At 64.2% G+C, this 20,756-nt stretch carries 21 protein-coding genes; 11 read left to right on the forward strand and 10 right to left on the reverse strand.

Annotated features, from left to right (window positions below; genetic code table 11):
• The 10 genes from QCE73_RS00885 to QCE73_RS00930 all read left to right on the forward strand — a co-directional run.
• Nucleotides 1–274 (forward strand): chemotaxis protein CheW (locus tag QCE73_RS00885; RefSeq protein WP_309879432.1); only part of this gene is annotated, 274 nt, incomplete at its 5' end.
• A 17-nt stretch (nucleotides 275–291) separates the two neighbouring features.
• Complete coding sequence (cheW, locus tag QCE73_RS00890; RefSeq protein ID WP_035497463.1) at nucleotides 292–810, forward strand: chemotaxis protein CheW; 519 nt, start codon at nucleotides 292–294, stop codon at nucleotides 808–810.
• A gap of 20 nt (nucleotides 811–830) precedes the next feature.
• Nucleotides 831–2,666: a methyl-accepting chemotaxis protein gene (locus tag QCE73_RS00895; protein WP_309879433.1), complete on the forward strand. Its 1,836-nt coding sequence runs from the start codon at nucleotides 831–833 to the stop codon at nucleotides 2,664–2,666.
• Between the two features lie 158 nt (nucleotides 2,667–2,824).
• Nucleotides 2,825–3,748 (forward strand): CheR family methyltransferase, encoded by a 924-nt coding sequence (locus QCE73_RS00900; protein WP_404989723.1) that lies wholly within the window; start codon nucleotides 2,825–2,827, stop codon nucleotides 3,746–3,748.
• Nucleotides 3,745–4,479: a chemoreceptor glutamine deamidase CheD gene (gene cheD, locus QCE73_RS00905; protein ID WP_035497467.1), complete on the forward strand. Its 735-nt coding sequence runs from the start codon at nucleotides 3,745–3,747 to the stop codon at nucleotides 4,477–4,479. Before QCE73_RS00900 ends, cheD begins: the two co-directional genes overlap by 4 nt.
• Nucleotides 4,476–5,570 carry a chemotaxis response regulator protein-glutamate methylesterase gene (locus QCE73_RS00910; protein WP_035497468.1) on the forward strand — a complete coding sequence of 365 codons (1,095 nt, stop codon included), beginning with the start codon at nucleotides 4,476–4,478 and terminating at the stop codon, nucleotides 5,568–5,570. Before cheD ends, QCE73_RS00910 begins: the two co-directional genes overlap by 4 nt.
• Nucleotides 5,571–5,619: 49 nt before the next feature.
• Nucleotides 5,620–6,015 carry a chemotaxis response regulator CheY gene (cheY, locus tag QCE73_RS00915; RefSeq protein WP_035497920.1) on the forward strand — a complete coding sequence of 132 codons (396 nt, stop codon included), beginning with the start codon at nucleotides 5,620–5,622 and terminating at the stop codon, nucleotides 6,013–6,015.
• 2 nt (nucleotides 6,016–6,017) lie between these two features.
• Nucleotides 6,018–6,722 carry a protein phosphatase CheZ gene (gene cheZ / locus QCE73_RS00920; RefSeq protein ID WP_035497469.1) on the forward strand — a complete coding sequence of 235 codons (705 nt, stop codon included), beginning with the start codon at nucleotides 6,018–6,020 and terminating at the stop codon, nucleotides 6,720–6,722.
• A gap of 250 nt (nucleotides 6,723–6,972) precedes the next feature.
• A complete protein-coding gene (locus tag QCE73_RS00925; RefSeq protein WP_035497470.1) occupies nucleotides 6,973–7,509 on the forward strand; it encodes a DUF2844 domain-containing protein in 537 nt (178 codons plus the stop codon).
• 17 nt (nucleotides 7,510–7,526) lie between these two features.
• Nucleotides 7,527–8,843: a DUF3443 domain-containing protein gene (locus QCE73_RS00930; RefSeq protein ID WP_309879435.1), complete on the forward strand. Its 1,317-nt coding sequence runs from the start codon at nucleotides 7,527–7,529 to the stop codon at nucleotides 8,841–8,843.
• An 88-nt stretch (nucleotides 8,844–8,931) separates the two neighbouring features.
• Here QCE73_RS00930 and QCE73_RS00935 read toward each other — a convergent pair whose 3' ends face one another.
• The 4 genes from QCE73_RS00935 to argS all read right to left on the reverse strand — a co-directional run bounded on the left by QCE73_RS00935 (nucleotide 8,932) and on the right by argS (nucleotide 13,176).
• Complete coding sequence (locus QCE73_RS00935) at nucleotides 8,932–9,705, reverse strand: SDR family oxidoreductase (RefSeq protein WP_309879436.1); 774 nt, start codon at nucleotides 9,703–9,705, stop codon at nucleotides 8,932–8,934.
• Nucleotides 9,706–9,722: 17 nt separating this feature from the next.
• Nucleotides 9,723–10,370 carry a thiol:disulfide interchange protein DsbA/DsbL gene (locus tag QCE73_RS00940; RefSeq protein WP_187608709.1) on the reverse strand — a complete coding sequence of 216 codons (648 nt, stop codon included), beginning with the start codon at nucleotides 10,368–10,370 and terminating at the stop codon, nucleotides 9,723–9,725.
• A gap of 135 nt (nucleotides 10,371–10,505) precedes the next feature.
• On the reverse strand, nucleotides 10,506–11,255 hold the full coding sequence (locus QCE73_RS00945; protein ID WP_035497475.1) for an SPOR domain-containing protein: 750 nt from the start codon (nucleotides 11,253–11,255) through the stop codon (nucleotides 10,506–10,508).
• A 136-nt stretch (nucleotides 11,256–11,391) separates the two neighbouring features.
• Nucleotides 11,392–13,176, reverse strand: coding sequence for an arginine--tRNA ligase (gene argS / locus QCE73_RS00950; RefSeq protein WP_309879437.1), 1,785 nt, complete (start codon nucleotides 13,174–13,176; stop codon nucleotides 11,392–11,394).
• Nucleotides 13,177–13,436: 260 nt separating this feature from the next.
• Between argS and QCE73_RS00955 the strand changes: the two genes are divergently transcribed.
• Nucleotides 13,437–13,763: a DUF1840 domain-containing protein gene (locus QCE73_RS00955; RefSeq protein WP_035497921.1), complete on the forward strand. Its 327-nt coding sequence runs from the start codon at nucleotides 13,437–13,439 to the stop codon at nucleotides 13,761–13,763.
• A 105-nt stretch (nucleotides 13,764–13,868) separates the two neighbouring features.
• On the opposite strand, the gene QCE73_RS00960 is transcribed toward QCE73_RS00955, so the two are convergent.
• The 6 genes from QCE73_RS00960 to QCE73_RS00985 form a co-directional block, all read right to left on the reverse strand.
• Entirely contained in the window at nucleotides 13,869–14,075 is a 207-nt protein-coding gene (locus tag QCE73_RS00960; protein ID WP_035497479.1) for a hypothetical protein, read from the reverse strand.
• 141 nt (nucleotides 14,076–14,216) lie between these two features.
• The gene (metH, locus tag QCE73_RS00965) at nucleotides 14,217–16,934 is read right to left on the reverse strand and encodes a methionine synthase (RefSeq protein ID WP_309879438.1); all 2,718 of its coding nucleotides are present in this window, start codon (nucleotides 16,932–16,934) and stop codon (nucleotides 14,217–14,219) included.
• 38 nt (nucleotides 16,935–16,972) lie between these two features.
• Complete coding sequence (locus QCE73_RS00970; RefSeq protein ID WP_309879440.1) at nucleotides 16,973–18,034, reverse strand: homocysteine S-methyltransferase family protein; 1,062 nt, start codon at nucleotides 18,032–18,034, stop codon at nucleotides 16,973–16,975.
• 221 nt (nucleotides 18,035–18,255) lie between these two features.
• Entirely contained in the window at nucleotides 18,256–18,513 is a 258-nt protein-coding gene (locus tag QCE73_RS00975) for a DUF3567 domain-containing protein (RefSeq protein WP_035497483.1), read from the reverse strand.
• 136 nt (nucleotides 18,514–18,649) lie between these two features.
• Nucleotides 18,650–19,438, reverse strand: a complete 789-nt coding sequence (locus QCE73_RS00980; protein WP_309879441.1) for an alpha/beta fold hydrolase — start codon at nucleotides 19,436–19,438, stop codon at nucleotides 18,650–18,652.
• Between the two features lie 77 nt (nucleotides 19,439–19,515).
• Nucleotides 19,516–20,727 carry a DUF3108 domain-containing protein gene (locus QCE73_RS00985; RefSeq protein ID WP_309879442.1) on the reverse strand — a complete coding sequence of 404 codons (1,212 nt, stop codon included), beginning with the start codon at nucleotides 20,725–20,727 and terminating at the stop codon, nucleotides 19,516–19,518.
• Nucleotides 20,728–20,756: the final 29 nt, after the last annotated feature.

Consider the following 20,756-nt stretch of genomic DNA (forward strand, 5'->3'; position numbering starts at 1 on the left):
GCTGCATCGCGTGTTCGATGTCGAAGGCGCGCGCACCGAGCCGACGCAGGGCATCGTCACGATCATGCAGACGGAAGGACGCCGCTTCGCGATGCTGATAGACGAACTCGTCGGCCAGCAGCAAGTGGTCGTGAAAAACCTCGAAACGAATTACCGCAAGGTGCACGGCATTTCCGCCGCGACCATCCTGGGCGACGGCCGTGTCGCGCTGATCGTCGACGTGGCCGCGCTCAACCGCGAATCGCGCGCACAGCACGGCGCGCACTCTCACTAACACCGAAGGAGCCATTCATGGCAGACGTTCAAACGATTCATACCGCTGCGCCTTCGCGACGTGATGCGGGTCACGCCGAAGCGGCCGGACAGGAATTCCTCGTGTTCACGCTCGGCGCCGAGGAATACGGCATCGACATCCTGAAGGTGCAGGAAATTCGCGGCTACGACAACGTTACGCGCATCGCGAATGCGCCCGCGTTCATCAAGGGCGTGATCAATCTGCGCGGCATCATCGTGCCGATCGTCGATATGCGCATCAAGTTCAATCTGGGCCGCGTCGAGTACGACAACCAGACCGTCGTGATCATCCTGAATGTGGCGCATCGCGTGGTCGGCATGGTGGTCGACGGCGTGTCGGACGTGCTCACGCTCGCGCAGGAGCAGGTGATGCCCGCGCCGGAATTCGGCGGCACGCTCGCGACGGAATATCTGACGGGTCTCGGCACGGTCGACGGCCGCATGCTGATTCTGATGGACATCGAAAAGCTCATGACGAGCCGCGAGATGGAGTTGATCGACTCCGTTGCCGCATAACGAGCGAAGAGAAAGAAGCCATGCTGAAGAAGTTGTCGATCCGCACGACGCTCACGCTCGTCGGCCTGCTGTTCACCGGATGCGCTGCGCTGATCGGCGCGCTCGCGCTCGCCGGACTCAATTCCGCCAACGCGTCGCTCTCGTCGCTCGCGCAGGAAGACCTGGTCGCGATGCGCGCGCTCTCGGAAACGTCGTCGTATCTGCTGCGCTCGCGCATCACGCTCGACCGCGTGCGCTCGCTCGCCGAAGCGGGCAGCACGGAAGAAGCGAAGAAGGCGATCGATCGCGGCCAGTATCTGCTCGACAAGAGCAATGAAAATTGGAAGGTCTATCTCGACACGCCGAAACCGACGCTGCCGAAGGAAACGTTCGACGCGCTCGTCGCCCAGCGCGACGCGCTCGTGAAGACCGGCGTGGAGCCGGAATTCGCCGCGATCCGCGCGAACGACATGGCCGCGTATCACGCGATCGCCGACACGAAGATCAGCCCGATGTTCGTCTCCTTCGATCAGGCCGTGACGGCGGCGGTGGCCTCGCATCAGGAGCACGCGGAGACGTCGCGCGCGAGCACGGCCTCGCATATCGCGGCGCTCAACATGACGATCGGCGCGGTGCTCGTGCTCGCGGTGCTGATGCTCATCGGCACGCGCATGGCGCTGTCCAGCCTGATCGTGAAGCCGATCAACGATGCCGTCGATCACTTCGACCGCATCTCGCGCGGCGATCTTACGCAGTCCGCGCATACGGACCGGACCAACGAAATCGGCCGCCTGTTCGCGGGCATCGAGCGCATGCGCGGCAACCTGACGGCGATGGTCGGCTCGGTGCATCGCGGCGCGGAATCGATCGATGTCGGCGCGCATGAAATCGCGAGCGGCAACACGGATCTGTCGCAGCGCACGGAAGAGCAGGCGGCGTCGCTGCAGGAAACGGCGTCGAGCATGGAAGAGCTGACGAGCACCGTGAAGCAGAACGCCGACAACGCGCGCCAGGCGAGCCAGCTCGCGGTGAGCGCGTCGGATATCGCGTCGCGGGGCGGCGAAGTCGTCGAGCAGGTCGTCGAGACGATGCACGCGATCGCGTCGAGTTCGAACAAGGTCGTCGACATCATCGGCGTGATCGAAGGCATCGCGTTCCAGACCAACATTCTCGCGTTGAACGCGGCCGTCGAAGCGGCGCGTGCGGGCGAGGAAGGCCGCGGCTTCGCGGTGGTCGCGGGCGAAGTGCGCTCGCTCGCGCAACGCAGCGCGGCGGCGGCGAAGGAAATCAAGGCATTGATCGGCGATTCGACCGCGAAGGTCGACAGCGGCACGGAACTCGTCGCGCGCGCCGGTCAGACGATGGGCGAGATCGTGCAGGCGGTACGCCGCGTGACCGACATCATGGGCGAGATCAGCGCGGCGTCGGAGGAGCAATCGGACGGCATCGAGCAGGTCAATCGCGCCGTCACGCAGATGGACAGCGTGACGCAGCAGAACGCCGCGCTCGTCGAGCAAGCGGCGGCTGCCGCGGCATCGCTCGAAGAGCAGACGCGTCAACTGAAGGACGTGGTCGCGCAATGGCGTCTGGAAAGCGCGGCGCCGGTGCGCGCGAGCGCATCGACGGCAGCGGCGCGTATCAAGGCGTCGGCGCCGGCTGCGCGCATCGAGCCGTCGTCGGCTGCGGTTGCGTCGAAAGCCGAAAAGCACGCGAAGTCCGCTCAGAACGCGAAAGTTGCGCCGGAAGCGGCCGTTATCAAGGAAGCAGGCAAGGCCGCGAGCAATCCGGCGGTCAAGCCGGCGAGCGCCGTAAAGCCCGCGCCCGCGCCGCGCGCCAAGGCGACGGTCGCCGCCGACGGCGACTGGGAAACCTTCTAACCGAATCCGAAAACGAACACGACCATGCAGGCATCGCGCATCACGATCGATAGCCGGCGTTTCATCGAAACGCACGGCATGCGCGAGTCCGCAGGGTCGAGCGCGAAGAACGCGCCACATCGGGCGCCGCTAAGGGTGTCAAGGAAGCACGAAACATCATGATGGCAACGCGCAACCCGCGTATCGACCTGGGCGCCAGTGTGCGCGGTCCGGAAGTCGAGCGCGATTTCGAATTCACGGCAGCGGACTTCGCCCGCATTCGCGAGCTGATTCATCGGCGCGCGGGCATCTCGCTGTCGGACCACAAACGCGACATGGCGTACAGCCGGCTCGCGCGCCGTCTGCGCGCCTGCGGCATCGATACGTTCAGGCAGTATCTCGATCGCCTCGAAACGAACGACGACAACGCCGAATGGGAAGCGTTCGTCAACGCGCTGACCACGAATCTGACGGCGTTCTTTCGCGAGTCGCATCACTTTCCGATTCTTGCGGAATTCGTGAAGCGCAGGAGCCAGCCGTTCTCGGTGTGGTGCTCGGCGGCTTCCACCGGGGAAGAGCCGTATTCCATCGCGATGACGCTCGTCGAAGCCTTGGGAGAACATGCGGCGCGCCAGTGCACGGTGTTCGCGAGCGACATCGACAGCCAGGTGCTCGCGAAAGCCGAAGCGGGCGTGTATTCGCTCGATCAGGTGAAGGCGTTGTCCGTCGAGCGTCTCAAGCGCTTCTTCCTGAAGGGCACGGGTTCGCACGCGGGTCTCGTGAAAGTGCGACCGGAACTGCGCGCGATGGTGAATTTCGGCCGCGTCAATCTGACGGACGCGCGCTACGACCTGAAAGGCCCGTTCGACGCGATCTTCTGCCGCAACGTGATGATCTACTTCGACAAGCCGACGCAAGGACAGGTGCTTTCGCGCTTCGAGCCGCTGATGAAGCCGGGCGCGCTGTTGTTCGCGGGACATTCGGAGAACTTCACGTATGTGTCGCAGGCGTTCAGGCTGCGCGGCCAGACCGTGTACGAGCTGTCGCGCGACCTGAAGCAGACGGGCAAGCCGCAGCGCGCGCTCGCAGGGGAGACGGCATGAGCGGACTGCCGATCGCGTCGAACCTCTATTTCGACAACCATTTCAAGAAGCCGGGCGTGAAGCTCCTGCCGAACGAGTTCTACATGACGAGCGAAGACATGGTGCTCGTCACCGTGCTCGGCTCGTGCGTGGCGGCGTGCATCAACGACCGCACGGCGGGCATCGGCGGAATGAATCACTTCATGCTCCCCGACGACGGCTCCGACGCGTCGCATGCATCGTCCGATTCGATGCGCTACGGCGCGTACGCGATGGAAGTGCTCATCAACGAACTCATCAAGCGCGGCGGCCGGCGCGAGCGCTTCGAAGCGAAGGTGTTCGGCGGCGGCGCGGTGCTCGCGGGCATGACGACCATCAACATCGGCGATCGCAATTCGGAGTTCGTGCGGCGCTATCTCGCGCTGGAGAAGATTCGCATCGTCGCCGAGGATTTGCAGGGCATGCATCCGCGCAAGGTCGCGTTCATGCCGCGCTCCGGTCAGGTGATGGTCAAGAAGCTGAAGACTGCGCACGATCCGATCGTGGTCGAGCGCGAGCAGGCGCTCGTGCAGCGCTCGCCCGAAGAGCGCGCCGAGCGGCTCGCGAAGGCGCGTGCGCGTGTCGAGCTGTTTCAGTCGAACGCGACGGCCGCGAAGCCGCGCGCGGAATTGTTCACGACGAATGCGTCGAACGTGAAGCGCCCGCGCGTGGAACTGTTCACGTCGCGCATGAAGACCGTGGAGGAAGCATGACACTCAGCCACGCGCCGAAAATCAAGGTGCTGTGCGTCGACGATTCGGCGCTCGTGCGCAGCCTGATGACCGAGATCATCAACTCGCAGCCCGACATGCACGTGTGCGCGACCGCGCCCGACCCGCTCGTCGCACGCGAACTGATCAAGCTGCACAACCCGGACGTGCTCACGCTCGACGTCGAAATGCCGCGCATGGACGGCCTCGACTTTCTGGAGAAGCTGATGCGCCTGCGGCCGATGCCGGTCGTGATGGTGTCGTCGCTGACCGAGCGCGGCAACGAAATCACGCTGCGCGCGCTGGAACTCGGCGCGGTCGATTTCGTCACGAAGCCGAAGGTCGGCATTCGCGACGGCATGCTCGACTACGCCGAAAAACTCGCCGACAAGGTGCGCGCCGCATCGCGTGCGCGCGTGAAGCAGGTGAGCCACGTCGCGCAGACGCAGACGCATGCAGCGCACAAGCCAGCGCCGCATTTCAACAACCCGCTCGTGTCGACGGAAAAGCTCGTGATCGTCGGCGCATCGACGGGTGGCACCGAAGCGATCCGCGAAGTGCTCGTGCCGCTGCCGCCCGATGCGCCCGCGGTGCTGATCGCGCAGCACATGCCGCCGGGCTTCACGAAGTCGTTCGCGCAGCGCCTGAACGGGCTGTGCCGCATCACCGTGAAGGAAGCGGAGCACGGCGAGCGCGTGTTGCCGGGCCACGCGTATATCGCGCCGGGCCACGCGCATCTGGTGCTCGCGCGCAGCGGCGCGAACTATGTCGCGCATCTGTCGGACGCGCCGCCGGTGAACCGGCATCGGCCATCGGTGGATGTGCTGTTCCGCTCGGCGGCGCAGCACGCGGGCAAAAACGCCATCGGCGTGATCCTGACCGGCATGGGCCGCGACGGCGCCGCCGGTCTCCTCGACATGCAGCAGGCGGGCGCGTACACGCTCGCGCAGGACGAAGCGAGTTGCGTGGTGTTCGGCATGCCGCGCGAAGCAATTGCAATGGGCGGCGCAAGCGAAATCGCGCCGCTCTCTGAAATGAGCCGGCGCGTCATGGCGCGGCTTGCCTCGATGGGCGAACGCGTGCAGCGCGTCTGAACTTTTTGGATTGAGCGGCGCCGCCGCATGAGAACTCAAGGGAGTAATGATGGACAAGAACATGAAGATCCTCGTCGTCGACGATTTTCCGACGATGCGCCGTATCGTGCGTAACCTGCTCAAGGAGCTGGGCTACGGCAACGTCGACGAAGCCGAAGACGGCGCGGCCGGCCTCGCGCGCCTGCGCGGCGGCGGCTTCGACTTCGTGATCACCGACTGGAACATGCCGAACCTCGACGGCCTTTCGATGCTGCAGCAGATCCGCGCGGACGCGGCGCTCGCGCATCTGCCGGTGCTGATGGTGACGGCGGAGTCGAAGAAGGAAAACATCATCGCGGCGGCGCAAGCAGGCGCGAACGGTTATGTGGTGAAGCCCTTCACGGCCGCCACGCTCGACGAGAAGCTCACCAAGATTCTCGAGAAGATGGCCAAAGCCGGGAGCTGATCGTGAACGATCTGACCACTGAACTGGCAGCCGCGGTTGCCGAAGCTGAAGCCGATCCATCGAGCGACCGCATCCTCGCGCGCATCGGACAGCTCACGCGCACGCTGCGCGACTCGATGCGCGAGCTCGGCCTCGACAAGCAGGTCGAAGCCGCCGCGCAAGCCGTGCCCGACGCGCGCGATCGGTTGAAATATGTCGCGACGATGACCGAGCAAGCGGCGGAGCGCGCGCTCAACGCGATCGAGCTCGCGAAGCCGATGCAGGAAGCGATGCAGACGGAAGCGCAGGCGCTCGACGCCCGCTGGGCCAAATGGTACGACGCGCCGCTCGCGCAGGGCGAGGCGGGCGAGCTTCTCGCGCAAACGCGCACGTTCCTGCAGAGCGTGCCGGAGCGGACCCAGGCGACCAACGCGCAGTTGCTGGAGATCATGCTCGCGCAGGATTTCCAGGATCTGACCGGGCAGGTGATCAAGAAGATTACGGACGTCGTGTATCTGATCGAGCAGCAATTGCTGGGCGTGCTGCTCGAAAACATCGCGCCGGAGCGGCGCGAGCAGTTCGCGGCATCGGCGGCGGCGCTGATGTCGTCGGCGACCGGCAGTCCGGAAAGCTTGCTCAACGGGCCGCAGATCAAGCCGGAAGGGCGCAGCGACGTCGTGCAGGATCAATCGCAAGTGGACGATCTGCTCGCCAGCCTCGGCTTCTGAGGCGCTTTCAAATAGTCGTCGTTTCGACGTACTCAGCGTTACAAAGACACGCGGAGCGCATACCATTGCGCTCCGCGTTTTTTATTGTGTGCGCTTGCGAACGTTAGGACTATTCCTCGCGGCTGGCATACTGATGGTATTCGCGCTCGAAAAAACAGGGGCGAAATGCGGTGGCGCATCTGTCACTCAATCGTCAAGAGCCGGTCGCGAGCAGGGGCACGCGGCCGATCGAAAACCGATAGGAGGCCCAGTGAAGGCACCGAAGCAATCCCGTCATGGGCATCTTGTAAGCGCGCTCGCGTTCGTCGCGGGCGCATTGAGCGTGTGTACGGCGCCAGCCTACGCAGTGCTCGGCGGCGAGCCGATGAGCGCGCCGCAAGGCGCCGCCACGGCGTCCACGACAGCAGTCGCTCGGGCCGCGGTCGCGAGCGGCGCATCGAACGCATCGTCGGCAGCGGCAACGTCGGCGTCGAACTACACCGTTCTCACGACCACGCTCGCGAGCGGCACGGTCATCAACGAATACTTGTCCGCGCAGGGTGTGGTGTTCGGCATCGCGTGGCACGGGCCGCGCGTGCCGGACCTCGCCAGCCTGCTCGGCAGCTATTTCCCGCAGTATCAGCAGGGCCTGAAGGCACAGCGCGCCGCGCGCGGCGGCCGTGGGCAGGTAAGCGTGCAGGATTCCGGGCTTGTCGTGGAATCGGGCGGTCACATGGGCTCGTTCGCGGGCAGCGCGTATCTGCCGCAATCGTTGCCCGCCGGCGTATCCGCCAGCGATATCCAGTAAGCGACGGGAGACTCAGTATGCATCGAACGACACTCGGCCATCCCGCCCTCTCTTCATCCCGACGCGGCGGCTTCGCCCGCTGGCTCGGCGTGCTTTGTCTGTCCGTCATGCTCGCGGCCTGCGGCGGCGGCAGCGACAACAACTCCAGTTCCAGCAGCGGCGGCTCGTCGTCGGGCGGCGGTTCCGGCGGCGGCTCGGGCGGCGGCAGCTCCGGCACCAGCAGCGCGAACGCGCAGCCGATCGCGCCCAACGGCACGAACGCGGTGCCGATCAACGTCAACACCGGCGTCGCGGGCTTCGTCAATATCCCGAACGTCTCGGTGACGGTGTGCGCGCCGGGTTCGACGGTATGTCAGCAGATCGACAACATTCAGCTCGATACGGCGTCGTTCGGCCTGCGCATTCTCGGATCGGCGGCGCAGTCCGTGCTCGGCAATCTGCCCGTTTCGCAAGCATCGAACGGCGGTCAGCTCGCCGAGTGCGCTGGCTTCGCCGACGGCTATACGTGGGGCACCGTGCGCACCGCCGACGTGAAGATGGGTACGGAAGTCGCGTCGAACGTGCCGATTCAGATCATCGGCGACCTGAACGCATCGGCGGCGCCCACCGGCGATAACGGCTGTCCGTCGGGCAACGACGAGAACACCACCGGCGACATCGGCGCGAACGGGATTCTCGGCATCGGCCCGCAGACGTACGACTGCGGCAACGGATGCGTGAGCACGTCGCTCAACGCGATGTACTTCGCGTGCAGCAACGGCGCGAACTGCTCGCCGGTCGCCGTGCCGCTCGCGCAGCAGGTGACGAATCCCGTCACGAAGTTCGCGGTCAACAACAACGGCGTGATCGTGCAGTTGCCGCCGGTTCCGGATAACGGCGCGGCCAGTGCGACCGGCGTGCTGATATTCGGCATCGGCACGCAGAGCAACAACACGGTAAGCGGCGTGACGAAGTACGGCACGGACCCCTACGGCGACCTGAACGGCACCTACAAGGGCAAGACGTACAAGACGTTCTTCGACACGGGATCGAACGGCAATTTCTTCCAGGATAATTTCCCGCAGTGCTCGAGTTCGACCGCGTTCTATTGTCCGAGCTCGCAGCAGTCGCTGTCGACGACCATCGTCGGCACCGAAGGCAACAGCGCTGTCGTGCCGTTCCTGCTCGCCAACGCAAGTACGCTGACCTCGGGCAAGAACAAGTTCGCGTTCAATAGCCTCGGCGGCCAGTTGAGCATGTCGAACTTCTTCGACTTCGGTCTGCCGTTCTTCTTCGGCCGGCATGTGTACGTCGGATACGAGTTGCCGAACAACCCGGCTTACGTTGCGTTCTGATCGGCCGATGACCTGACCGGAGATCGATTCCGGTCAGGCGGTCCGCAAATGAAAAACCGGCTGCGTTTTTGCGCAGCCGGTTTTTTTGTCACTCGCTCGCACGCGGTTTGCGTGGCGCGCGTTCGGCGAGTGCATCGTAGAGCCAGCGCGGGAGCGCGTGCATCAACATGCCCGCGATGCGCATCTGCCAGGGAAAGGTCGCATAACGCACCTTGCGATTGATGGCGTCGGCGGTTTTCGCGGCGAAGCGGTCGGCGTCCATGAGAAAGGGCATCCGATACGGATTGTGCGCGGTCATCTCCGAGCGCACATAACCCGGTGCGATCGTGACGACGGCCACGCCGAGCGGCCGCATCTCGACGCGCAAGGCTTCCAGATACTTCGCCACCGCCGATTTCGACGCGCTGTATGCGCCGCCGCCCGGCAACCCGCGCACGCCCGCGACGCTCGCAATGCCGACGAGCGTGCCGCGCCGCGCGGATGTCATCGACGCGACGAAGGGCTCGAACGTCGCGACCATGCCGAAGTAGTTCACGTCCATCACGGTGCGGAAGGTGTCGAGATCGCCGTGACCCGTCAGTGCGCCGCGGCTCATGCCCGCGTTCGCGATGACGATATCCGCCGGGCCATGCTCCGCGATGAAACGGCGCGCGGCATCGGCGAGCGCATCGGCGTCGCGCACGTCGGCGGGGTAGATCGAGATGGCGCTTTGCGGATGGCGGGCCGCGAAGGCCGCGAGGGAATCGGCGCGGCGGGCGACGAGGCCGAGCACGGCCCCGCGCTTCACATATTCCTCGGCCAGTGCGAGGCCGATGCCGCTCGATGCGCCGGTGATGAAGACCTTCAGGCGAACTGCAGTCATGCCGGCGCGAACGGCATTTACAGCTTCTTGTCGCGGACTTGCTGGACGAGGAAGTCCATCACCTGCGTCGTGCCCGGCAGGCTGTTGGTCATCGCCGGACCGGTTTCGTACTTGCCCTGCACGATGACCGTCGGCACGCCGTCGATCTTGTAGTCCTGCAGGAGCTTGGCGTCGCGCTGCACCGCGCTCTGCGTCGAGAACGAGTTATACGCGTCCATGTACTTCTTCGGATCGATGCCCTGCGTCTTGAGGAAGTCCGCCTGCGCCTGCGGCGTCAGCAGATAGTTCTTCTTCACGTGGATTTCGTTGAACACGGCCGGCGTGACCTTTTCAGCGACGCCGAGCGCGTCGAGCGCGTGATACATCTTCGAATGCGGAATGAAGTCGTCGCGGAAAGCCACCGGCACGCGCTTGAACACGACGTCCGGGCCTTGCTTCTTCGCCCATGCCTCGATGTACGGCTCGAACTCGTTGCAGTGCGGGCAGCCGTACCAGAAGAACTCGATGACCTCGACCTTGCCCGCGGGCGCCGCGACCGGCTGAGCCGCCTGCAGCACCGTGTAGTCCTTGCCGGCGGCGGGCGCGGCCATCGCCGAACTCGCGACGCTCATCGATGCGGCTGCGATGCCAAGGGAGAGAGCCAACGCGCTAAAGATTTTTTTCATGATTGAAGAGGGTACGCAATGGATACGCGACGGAACAAAAGCAGGTTCGTCAGTGGGACATACGACGCTTAAACCACGCTTAAATGTCAAAGCGCTCGCGCGGCCGCCTTGCAGCCGCGCAGGCGCTTTGTTGCGTTATTGCTTCGAGAAACGGATCACGGCGGTATCGACGCCCGCGTCGGACAGGCGCTGACGCGCGGTATTCATGTCCTCGAACTTCGCGAACGGTCCGATGCGCACACGATAGTACGTCACGCCGCCCGCATCGCGCTGCGTGACCTTCGATTCGAAGCCCTGGAAGCCGAGGCGTGCGCGCTGCTGCTCCGCATCCGCCTGCGTCTTGTATGCGCCCACCTGCAGGAAATAACCGGTGTTCGGCTCGCCAGGCGCGGGCGGCGTGGCCTTCGCCGTCGTGGGCGCCGAGCCGCCCTTCGGCGGCGTGGCCGTGGCGTTGCTCGTCGCGTTCGGCGCGGCTTCAGGCTTCTTCGCGGGCGTCGTGCTCGCGGTCTTCGGCGCGGATGCCGTCGTGCCCGAAGGCGGCACTTCGACGATCTGCGGCTCGTCGAGCATGCCCGACGACTGCGTCTGATTGTTGGTCTGGCCTGGCGCGGTGTTCGGCGGCGTGGGCTGCGCGGCTTGCGGCACCGGCTGGCCCGGCGTCTTGCCTTGCAGCGGACGGTTCGGATCGTACGGCTGCGCGGCGGCGGGCGCGGAGTTGGCCTCCGACGGCGGCGCGACCTTCGCCACGAACGGCGTGGGCGCACGCGTGATGTATAGCGCGACGATCACGGCGATCGCGAGGCCGACGATCAGGCCCAGCACGATGCCGATAAACGTTCCCCCGGTTTGTTTCGACTGCTTCGATGTGCGGCGTGGTTTTGCCATCGTATGAATCACCTGCGAGAAAGTCTTCTGGTTGGGCGACGATTATAGCCGTGGGTCAAGACACGCCTGCGCCAGGCTCCCGTCCGCGCACGCCGAAAACTCCTAATTTCGGCGTGTGCAACGGGGCAGCGGGCGATTACATCTTTTGAGGAGCGGAAACGCCGATGGTCGCGAGACCGTTTTCGAGGACCTGGCGTGTCGCCGCCAGCAGCGCGATGCGCGCGGTGCGTTCCTTCTCGTCGTCCACGAGCACGCGCTCCGCATTGTAGAACGAGTGAAATTCGCCAGCGAGGTCGCGCAGGTAGAACGCGACCGCGTGCGGCGCGAGTTCCTCGGCGGCGTGGGCGAGCATCTCCGGGAACTCGGCGAGCTTGTTGAGCAGCGCCATCGCGCGATCGCTCGACAGCGGCGAGAGGTCGGCTTGCGCCGCCTTCGACACGTCGCCGGCGTAGCGTTCCTTCCAGTCGCTCAGAATCGTGCAGATGCGCGCGTGCGCGTATTGCACGTAGTACACCGGGTTTTCGTCGTTCTGCTTGAGCGCGAGGTCGATATCGAACACGAATTCGGTATCCGCCTTGCGCGAGATCAGGAAGAAACGCACCGCGTCGCGGCCGCGGCGGATGGTGTCCTCGTCGATCTGGTCGGGCGCGGGCTCGTGGCCCGGCGTGAGACCGCCCGACCATTCGATCAGATCGCGCACGGTCACGTAGCTGCCCGCGCGCTTGGAAATCTTCACTTCCTGGCCGTCGCGCATGACGGTCACCATCTTGTGCAGCACGTAGTCCGGATAGCCCTTCGGAATGCCGACGCCGAGCCCTTGCAGGCCGGCGCGCACGCGCGCGATCGTGCCGTGATGGTCCGAGCCCTGGATATTGATGACCTTCGTGTAGCCGCGCTCCCACTTGGTCACGTGATACGCGACGTCCGGCACGAAGTACGTGTACGTGCCGTCGGACTTCTTCATGACGCGGTCTTTGTCGTCGCCATTGTCGGTGGTGCGCAGCCACAGCGCGCCGTCCTGCTCGTAGGTCTTGCCTGCATCGACGAGCGCCGCCACCGTCTTCTCGACGCGGCCTTCCTTGTACAGCGACGACTCCAGATAGAACTGGTCGAACTTCACGCCGAACGCGGTCAGATCCATGTCCTGTTCGTGACGCAGATACGCGACCGCGAAATGACGGATGGCGTCGATATCCTCGACGTCGCCCTTGCCCTTCACCGGCTCGCCGTCTTTCGCGGTGACCGTTTCGCCCGCCATGTAGTCGCGCGCGATGTCGGCGATGTACTCGCCGTTGTACGCGGCTTCCGGCCACTCGGCATCGCCCGGCTTGAGGCCGCGCGCGCGCAACTGAGTCGAGGCGGCGAGGTTGGCGATCTGCACGCCCGCGTCGTTGTAGTAGAACTCGCGATGAACGTCGTAGCCCTGCGTTTCGAGCAGGTTCGAGAGCGCATCGCCGAGCGCCGCCTGACGGCCGTGGCCGACGTGCAGCGGACCCGTCGGATTCGCCGACACGAATTCGACGAGCACGTGCCTGCCCGCGTCGCGCGTCGAGCGGCCAAAGCTCGCGCCGTCGCCCAGCACGGCCGGGATCACCGCTTGCTTCGCGGTGGCTGCAAGACGCAGATTGATGAAGCCGGGACCCGCCACTTCGGCGCTCTCGACGAGACCTTTCGCGGCCGGAAGGCCGAGCACCGCATCGACGATCTGCTGTGCGAGCTGGCGCGGATTCGCGCGCAGCGGCTTGGCGAGCTGCATCGCGACATTCGACGCCACGTCGCCGTGCGCCGCGACCTTCGGTCGTTCGAGGACGATCGTGGGCGTGACGAAGGCCGCTTCGCTGGCGCCTTGAGTGGCTTGCGCGACCTGCTGGACCGCGTCGGTGAGGAGCGTTTCGAGAGTGTGTTTGTGTGCGGGCAGCATGCTGAATGTGATCCAGTGGAGCGGGCGCTGACGCGGCGCGTACCGGCGTCTGCATCGACTCGGACGGGCGACTGTGCGGCGCGTCGGCCCCGGTATGTGATGTTCGCAGCCGAACAGAATCGGCTACCACATAAAGTGGGGATTTTAGCAGGTGCTAATATGTCGAATCAGGGTGTCGTCATGTTGTCAGGGAGACCGGCTCGTCTGCGCGTTTCGTTTGCAAACCGCCAATGACCCAACATAAACAAAAGGACCATGCCATGCTCATCACATTCAAAACCTCGGCCGCACCGGATGTCATGATGCTCGAAGACCTCGCGGAGTACTTGCTCGGCATCATCGGCAAGCAGCTCAACGAGCGCGGCGTCATCACTCACGACGAACTGCCTTCGGCCATTCAGAAACTCGAATCCGCCATCGTCACCGACAAGAAAGTGCGCGCCGAGCACGACGGCCATTTCCACGAAGGCGAGGAAGGCCACGAGCCGCACGAGATTCCCATCGGGCTCGCACAGCGCGCCTATCCGTTCCTGGATATGCTGCGCCTCGCGCAAAAGGACAACACGGACATTCTCTGGGGCGTCTGATTCGCGCTATTCGCAGCGCTCGCAAACAAAAAACCCGCATCGTCGCCGATGCGGGTTTTTTTCTTCCGATGAAACGTCTGACGGCTTCGGTCGCGGTGCTGCGAATTACTGCGACTGACCGCTTTCCGCGCCGGCGGGTTTCGCAGGCGTATGCGGCTTTTTCGGCTTCTTCGGCTTCTTCTTGTGCTCCGACTGCGGCGGCGAGTAGGAAGACGCCTGAGTGCTGCTCGCTTGCGCGAAAGCAGCGGAGCTCGATGCTGCGAGCAAAGCCGCGGCGATCGCTACGGTTACGGCGGACGTCATCTTCTTCATGCGACTTTCTCCGTTGACGAAAGGATTGCGTGAGCCGTCATGGCGACGGCTTTTCGCGCTGACAAGTCTACGGAAACCAAAATTTTCCCGCCGGTTCCGTGCATATTTCCGCCATCACGCGCGGCATATGTTGTCTCGCCGTCAGCGCTGCGGCGCGAGCGCGCGTTCGGCATCCGCGATCGGCATTGCCATGCGTTCGGCGTAGCTCGCGAGCTGATCGTCGCCGATCTTGCCCACCGAAAAGTACGTGCTGTCGGGATGCGCGATGTAGAAGCCCGACACGCTCGCGGCCGGCAGCATCGCCAGCGATTCGGTCACGCTCATGCCGATTTCTTCCGCCTGAAGCACTTCGAACATATCGCGTTTCACGAGGTGATCCGGGCACGCCGGATAGCCCGGCGCCGGACGAATGCCGACGTACTTTTCCGCGATCAGCGCATCGTTGTCGAGCGTCTCGTTCGACGCATAGCCCCACAGTTCGCGGCGCACGCGCGCGTGCAGCGCTTCGGCGAACGCTTCCGCGAAACGGTCGGCCAGCGCCTTGAGCATGATCGCGCTGTAGTCGTCGTGATCGGCTTCGAACTGTTGTTCCTTTTTATCGACGCCCAGGCCCGCCGTCACCGCGAAGAGGCCGATGTAATCTTTCACGCCCGAGTCCTTCGGCGCGATGAAATCGGCGAGCGAGCGGTTCGGACGCATCACGCCATCGACGACCGGACGCACGCTCTGCTGGCGCAGATTGCGCCATGTCATCGCGACCTGCGAGCGCGATTCGTCCGTGTAGATTTCGATGTCGTCGTCGTTCACGGTGTTCGCGGGCATCAGCATGATTACGCCGTTCGCCGTGAGCCAGCGGCCCTGAATCAGGCGCGAGAGCATCGACTTGCCGTCGGAGAACACGCGCCGCGCCGATTCGCCGACGATCTCGTCGTTGAGAATCGCCGGATAGGGGCCCGCGAGATCCCACGTCTGGAAGAACGGACCCCAGTCGATGTAGTTCGCCAGTTCCGCGAGGTCATAGTTCTTGAACATGCGCCGGCCGATGAAGGTCGGCTTCTTCGGCGTGTACGCGCTCCAGTCGATCTTCGTCTTGTTGGCGCGCGCCGCGTCGTACGTGACCATCGGCTGCGCTTTCCGGTTGGCGTGCTGCGTGCGGATGCGATCGTAGTCGCTCTTGAGTTCATCGAGATACTTGGCCGCGCCTTCGTCCGACAGGAGACTCGACGCAACCGACACCGAACGCGACGCGTCCGGCACGTACACGACCGGCCCCTCGTAATGCGGCGCGATCTTCACGGCGGTATGCACGCGCGAAGTCGTCGCGCCGCCGATCAGCAAAGGCGTCTGCTTGCCGCGGAAATAGTCGTCGCGCTGCATTTCCGACGCGACGTAGGCCATCTCTTCGAGACTCGGCGTGATCAGGCCGGAAAGCCCGATGATGTCCGCGCCTTCTTCCTTCGCCTTCTGCAAAATGGTCGCGCAGGGCACCATCACGCCCATGTTGACCACTTCGAAGTTGTTGCACTGGAGCACGACCGACACGATGTTCTTGCCGATATCGTGCACATCGCCCTTCACGGTCGCGATGACGATCTTGCCCTTCGGCCGCACGTCCGCGCCGGCATCGGCGAGACGCTTCTTCTCTTCCTCGATGAACGGAATCAGATGCGCGACCGCCTGCTTCATCACGCGCGCCGATTTGACGACTTGCGGCAGGAACATCTTGCCCGCGCCGAACAGGTCGCCGACGATGTTCATGCCGTCCATCAACGGCCCTTCGATCACGTTGATCGGACGGCCGCCGGCGGCGTCGATCTTCTGACGCACTTCCTCCGTATCCTCGACGATGAAATTCGTGATGCCGTGCACGAGCGCGTGCGACAGACGCGCCTCGACCGGCTGATTGCGCCATTCGAGGTTCTCTTCCTTCTTCGCGGCGCCGGTCTTGAACTTGTCGGCGACTTCGAGCAGACGGTCCGTGCCGTCATCGCGCCGATTCAGCACGACGTCTTCGACTTTTTCGCGCAACTCGGCGTCGAGATCGGCATACACGCCGAGCTGGCCCGCGTTCACGATGCCCATGTCCATGCCCGCCTGAATCGCGTGATACAGGAACACGGTATGAATGGCCTCGCGCACGGGATCGTTGCCGCGAAACGAGAACGACACGTTCGACACGCCGCCGCTCACCTTTGCGTGCGGCAGGTTCTGCTTGATCCAGCGCGTCGCGTTGATGAAATCGACCGCATAGTTGTTGTGCTCTTCGATGCCCGTCGCGATTGCGAAGATGTTCGGGTCGAAGATGATGTCCTCGGGCTCGAAGCCCACTTCGTTCACGAGGATGTCGTAGGAGCGCTTGCAGATTTCGGTCTTGCGCTGGAACGTGTCGGCCTGGCCTTTTTCGTCGAACGCCATCACGACCGATGCCGCGCCGTATCGGCGGATCAGCTTCGCGTGATGCCTGAACGCGTCCTCGCCTTCCTTGAGCGAGATCGAGTTGACGATCGCCTTGCCTTGCACGCACTTCAGGCCCGCTTCGATCACCTCCCATTTCGACGAGTCGATCATGATCGGCACGCGCGCGATGTCGGGCTCCGACGCGATCAGATTCAGAAAGCGCACCATCGCGGCTTTCGAATCGAGCATGGCCTCGTCCATGTTGATGTCGATGACCTGCGCGCCGTTCTCGACCTGCTGCCGCGCGACGGCGAGCGCCTCGTCGAACTGGCCGTTCAGGATCATGCGCGCGAACGCCTTCGAGCCGGTCACGTTCGTGCGCTCGCCGACGTTGATGAAAAGCGAGCCGTCGTTGACGTTGAACGGCTCGAGGCCGGAGAGACGCATCGTGTGATCGGTCATGGTGTCTTTGTCTTTGATTCGATGTCAGGCGCGCTGTTTTACGCAACCTCGCGATACTGCGAGGGGAAGGCGCGCGGCTTCACTTGCGCGAGCGCTTTCGCGATTTCCGCGATGTGCTCCGGCGTCGTGCCGCAGCAGCCGCCCGCGATATTCACGAGGCCCGCCGTCGCGAATTCCTTCAGCAATCCCGATGTGACGTCCGGTGTTTCGTCGAAGCCGGTGTCGCTCATCGGATTCGGCAGGCCCGCGTTCGGATAGCAGGACACGTAGGTGTCGCACAGCTTCGACAGTTCGGCGATGTACGGGCGCATCAGCGCCGCGCCGAGCGCGCAGTTCAGGCCGAACGTGAGCGGCTTCGCGTGACGCAGCGAGTTCCAGAACGCTTCCACCGTTTGCCCGGACAGAATGCGGCCCGATGCATCGGTGACGGTGCCCGAAATCATGATGGGCAGGAGTTCGCCGGTATCGTCGAAGAGCTGATCGAGCGCGAACAAGGCGGCCTTCGCGTTCAGCGTGTCGAAGATCGTTTCGACGAGAAACAGGTCGCAGCCCGCGTCGAGCAGCGCCTTCGCCTGTTCGTAGTACGCCTCGCGCAGTTCGTCGAACGTGACGTTGCGCGCGCCCGGATCGTTCACGTCGGGCGAAATGCTCGCGGTCTTGGGCGTCGGTCCGATCGCGCCCGCGACGAAGCGCGGCTTGTCCGGTGTCGAATATTTGTCGCCGGCTTCGCGCGCGAGCTTCACCGACTCGATGTTCATCTCCGCAGCGAGGTCTTCCATGCCGTAATCGGCCTGCGCGACGCGCGTGGCGCCGAACGTGTTCGTTTCGAGAATGTCGGCGCCCGCAGCCAGATACTGCTCGTGAATCTCGCGGATGACCTGCGGCTGCGTGATCGACAACAACTCGTTGTTGCCCTTGATGTCGCGGCCGTAGTCCTTGAAGCGCTCGCCGCGATACGCGGCTTCGTCCAGCTTGTAGCGCTGGATCATCGTGCCCATCGCGCCATCGAGGATCAGGATGCGTTTTTGCAGCAGCGCGGGCAACGCGGCGCCGCGCGTGTAGGCGCGCGCGAGGGATTTCGGAAGGGCGTTCTGGGTCATGACGGACGAGGCCTGCACCAAAGGTGAAATAGCCTGACATTGTAGCCGCAGCGCGGGGCGCTCGCCTTCGGCGGGCGGGCACGCATGGCGTTCGATGCCGGCAAAAAAAGAACCCCGCCATTGCGGGGCGGGGTCTTTGGGAACGGCGAGTGTCGCCTGAGCCGCGGGTCCGCGCGGCGGCGGGCGCGGACGGCGACGAGCCGCCCGCGCGCGTGCATGCATCAGTGGAGCACGACGGGTTGATTCATCAAGATATCGAACTGTCCGAGGAACTCATCCACATCTTCTAGCGACGGCTCTTCCGAGATCAGTTGCTGCACGTGCTCGCGAAACTTCGCGGCAAGCGCGCCGTCGATGAAAATCTCCCGCTGCGTGTTCTTGTCGACGATCTCGTAACCGCCCGCCTTCATGGCGAGATGGTTGTCTTGCGGTGGAAATTCGACGACGCAATAGTTGGGGCTGTTGTAGATCATTTGCATGGCGACACTCCTTATTCCTCGTTTGCTCCGTGGCAATCCTGACGCTTAGTTGGAGCGACTGGGTTGGAATTCAAGGGGTGGCCTCGATGTGATGCCGATTGTATCGAGGCTTTCTTCTGCAACAAAAACGGGAGAATCAAGTGGAATCGCGTAAAAAGGCCGCCAGTAAAGCGGAAAAGCGTTGCGATTCCTCCACCGGTGAAAGGTGCGCCGCGTTGAGTAATTCGAATTGCGCGCCCGGCACCGTGTCTGCAACCACCCGAGAAGCAGCACGCGGCGTGCCAACATCGTGCTCGCCCGCGACAACCAGCGTGCGCTTCTGCACAGAGGCCAGTTTGTCTCGCGCATCGAAACGGCTGACCGCCTCCGCTGCGCGCGCGAACCCCTCGGCGGGTGTGCGCGCGATCGTATCCCCGATTTGCTCGACCACTTCGGGATGCGCCTTGCGGAATTCAGGCGTGAGCCAGCGTTCGAGCGTCGCTTCCACGATACTCGCTGTCCCGTGTTCGCGCACGGACGCTGCCCGTTGCGCGAATGTCGGACGCGCGTCCTCGGGAATAAAGGCCGGCGCGCCCACAACCGTCAGCGATTCCACTTTGTCCGCATGGTTGATCGCGAACTTCTGCGCGACCATTCCGCCGATCGACAGCCCGACCACATGCGCCGACGGCGCGCCCAGCTTGTCGAGCAATTGCGCGAGATCGTCGGCGAGATCGTCGATCGTGAACGAATCCGTCGACACGGCCGTTTCGCCGTGACCGCGCAAGTCGTAGCGCAGGACAGTGAACTCATGGCGGAAGTAGCCGGCCATCTGATCCCAGACAGAGAGATCGCCGGCAAGCTGATGGACGAAGACGAGCCAGGGACCGCCGCCTTCGTTGTCGAGAACATAGCGTGTATCGATGCGATTGATCGTCAACTGCATATCGGCTCCGTAAAGACTGCGGTTCGCGATTGACTGCGCCTTCGTCGTGCCCGGTGTCACGGAGTGTGACGGCCGCGTTACGGTCTGTCCGACTCGGGCGTTTCGGACGACTCGGGCGCAGCGGGCGCGGTTTCCTCAGACGCATCTTGCGTGCCCGGCGTGACAGCTTGTCCTGTCGACTGCGATGGCGGCGTGAGTTTGCCGGCCCAGAGCAGTTCGATTTGCATGCCGTTCGGTTCGGTTTGCAGAATCCGCACGGGCAGCCAGCCGATCGACGGCGCGAGCCAGATGTCGAGCTTGCGGCGGTCGCCTTCCTTGCGCGGCAGGCGCGTGAAATGGCGCGCGGTCGTGAAGCCGCCGCGCGCCTGCACGGTTTCATCGCCGACGGTTTCGATCGGCCAGATTTCGTTGCTGTCGTTGTCCGCGACGCTGAATTGCCGCGTGACGCCCGGCTTGTACTTGTCCGGCGCGCCGCGCACGAGACTCGCCAGTTGCATGACGACGCTGAAGCGGTCCTGCGCGCCGTCCGTGAGCGGCTGACTCTGCGGCGTCTTCGTGTAGACGATCTGCTTCGTCTCGCGATTGAAGATGGCGATGTCGGCGGCGCGGCGGCCGCGCTGTTCGGAATACTGTTCGGGCGCTATGCCGAAGCCGTCGATATGACCCTTGCTCGAATACACATACGGACCGACGAAGGGCAACGGGATCGAAACGACCATTTCGTAATGCTGGCTGTCGTTGATCCAGTGGATCGTGCCGGTCTGATTCATCACGCCATTTACGAGCGTGTCGTAACGTAACTCGCCCGAGGGCGGAACACTGAACTTGTCGCCCGACGCGGCTGCGGGTTGTGCCGCGGACGCTGGCGTTTGCGTTTGCGCCTGCGCGGGCGCGGATTCCGCCACGCCCGACGCGGCGGCGGGCGCGTCCGGCTGCGGCGTCGCCGCGGTCAACACCGGAGCGGGCGCGGGCGTCGCTTTCGTTGCGGGGGCGGGCGCGGCGGGCTTCGGCGGCGCCGGCACGGGAGCGGCCGGTTTGGGCGGCGTCGGCGCGGGCGGCGCAATCGGCTTGGGCGTCAGCAATTCCACCTGCACGGGCGGAGCCTCCGGCGGCGCGTTCGTCGGCTGCCGATTATGTTCGATCCACCGCATCGCGCTCCAGTGCAGGCCCGCGACGATCAGCACGGCCAGCACCCAGCGCGGCCAGCGTCGCGGCGTGGCGGATTCGGAAGCGGGATCGGGCGGCTCGCCCGACGCGGGGCGAGGACGGCGGAACTGAAACAGTGGCATCGTGCGGGGGGTGAAAGACGTGAGTTGCG

This window comes from Caballeronia sp. LZ029 (assembly GCF_031451275.1).
In the GTDB taxonomy this organism is placed as follows: Bacteria; Pseudomonadota; Gammaproteobacteria; order Burkholderiales; family Burkholderiaceae; genus Caballeronia; species Caballeronia jiangsuensis.

Coding starts and splice junctions, on each gene's coding strand:
- cheD (WP_035497467.1), top strand. CDS start 3,745: ATGAGCGGACTGCCGATCGCGTCGAACCTCTATTTCGACAACCATTTC.
- QCE73_RS00935 (WP_309879436.1), bottom strand. CDS start 9,705: ATGACTGCAGTTCGCCTGAAGGTCTTCATCACCGGCGCATCGAGCGGC.
- QCE73_RS00930 (WP_309879435.1), top strand. CDS start 7,527: ATGCATCGAACGACACTCGGCCATCCCGCCCTCTCTTCATCCCGACGC.
- QCE73_RS00955 (WP_035497921.1), top strand. CDS start 13,437: ATGCTCATCACATTCAAAACCTCGGCCGCACCGGATGTCATGATGCTC.
- QCE73_RS00940 (WP_187608709.1), bottom strand. CDS start 10,370: ATGAAAAAAATCTTTAGCGCGTTGGCTCTCTCCCTTGGCATCGCAGCC.
- QCE73_RS00985 (WP_309879442.1), bottom strand. CDS start 20,727: ATGCCACTGTTTCAGTTCCGCCGTCCTCGCCCCGCGTCGGGCGAGCCG.
- QCE73_RS00910 (WP_035497468.1), top strand. CDS start 4,476: ATGACACTCAGCCACGCGCCGAAAATCAAGGTGCTGTGCGTCGACGAT.
- cheW (WP_035497463.1), top strand. CDS start 292: ATGGCAGACGTTCAAACGATTCATACCGCTGCGCCTTCGCGACGTGAT.
- QCE73_RS00960 (WP_035497479.1), bottom strand. CDS start 14,075: ATGAAGAAGATGACGTCCGCCGTAACCGTAGCGATCGCCGCGGCTTTG.
- QCE73_RS00895 (WP_309879433.1), top strand. CDS start 831: ATGCTGAAGAAGTTGTCGATCCGCACGACGCTCACGCTCGTCGGCCTG.
- QCE73_RS00980 (WP_309879441.1), bottom strand. CDS start 19,438: ATGCAGTTGACGATCAATCGCATCGATACACGCTATGTTCTCGACAAC.
- argS (WP_309879437.1), bottom strand. CDS start 13,176: ATGCTGCCCGCACACAAACACACTCTCGAAACGCTCCTCACCGACGCG.
- cheY (WP_035497920.1), top strand. CDS start 5,620: ATGGACAAGAACATGAAGATCCTCGTCGTCGACGATTTTCCGACGATG.
- QCE73_RS00970 (WP_309879440.1), bottom strand. CDS start 18,034: ATGACCCAGAACGCCCTTCCGAAATCCCTCGCGCGCGCCTACACGCGC.
- QCE73_RS00900 (WP_404989723.1), top strand. CDS start 2,825: ATGATGGCAACGCGCAACCCGCGTATCGACCTGGGCGCCAGTGTGCGC.
- metH (WP_309879438.1), bottom strand. CDS start 16,934: ATGACCGATCACACGATGCGTCTCTCCGGCCTCGAGCCGTTCAACGTC.
- QCE73_RS00945 (WP_035497475.1), bottom strand. CDS start 11,255: ATGGCAAAACCACGCCGCACATCGAAGCAGTCGAAACAAACCGGGGGA.
- QCE73_RS00975 (WP_035497483.1), bottom strand. CDS start 18,513: ATGCAAATGATCTACAACAGCCCCAACTATTGCGTCGTCGAATTTCCA.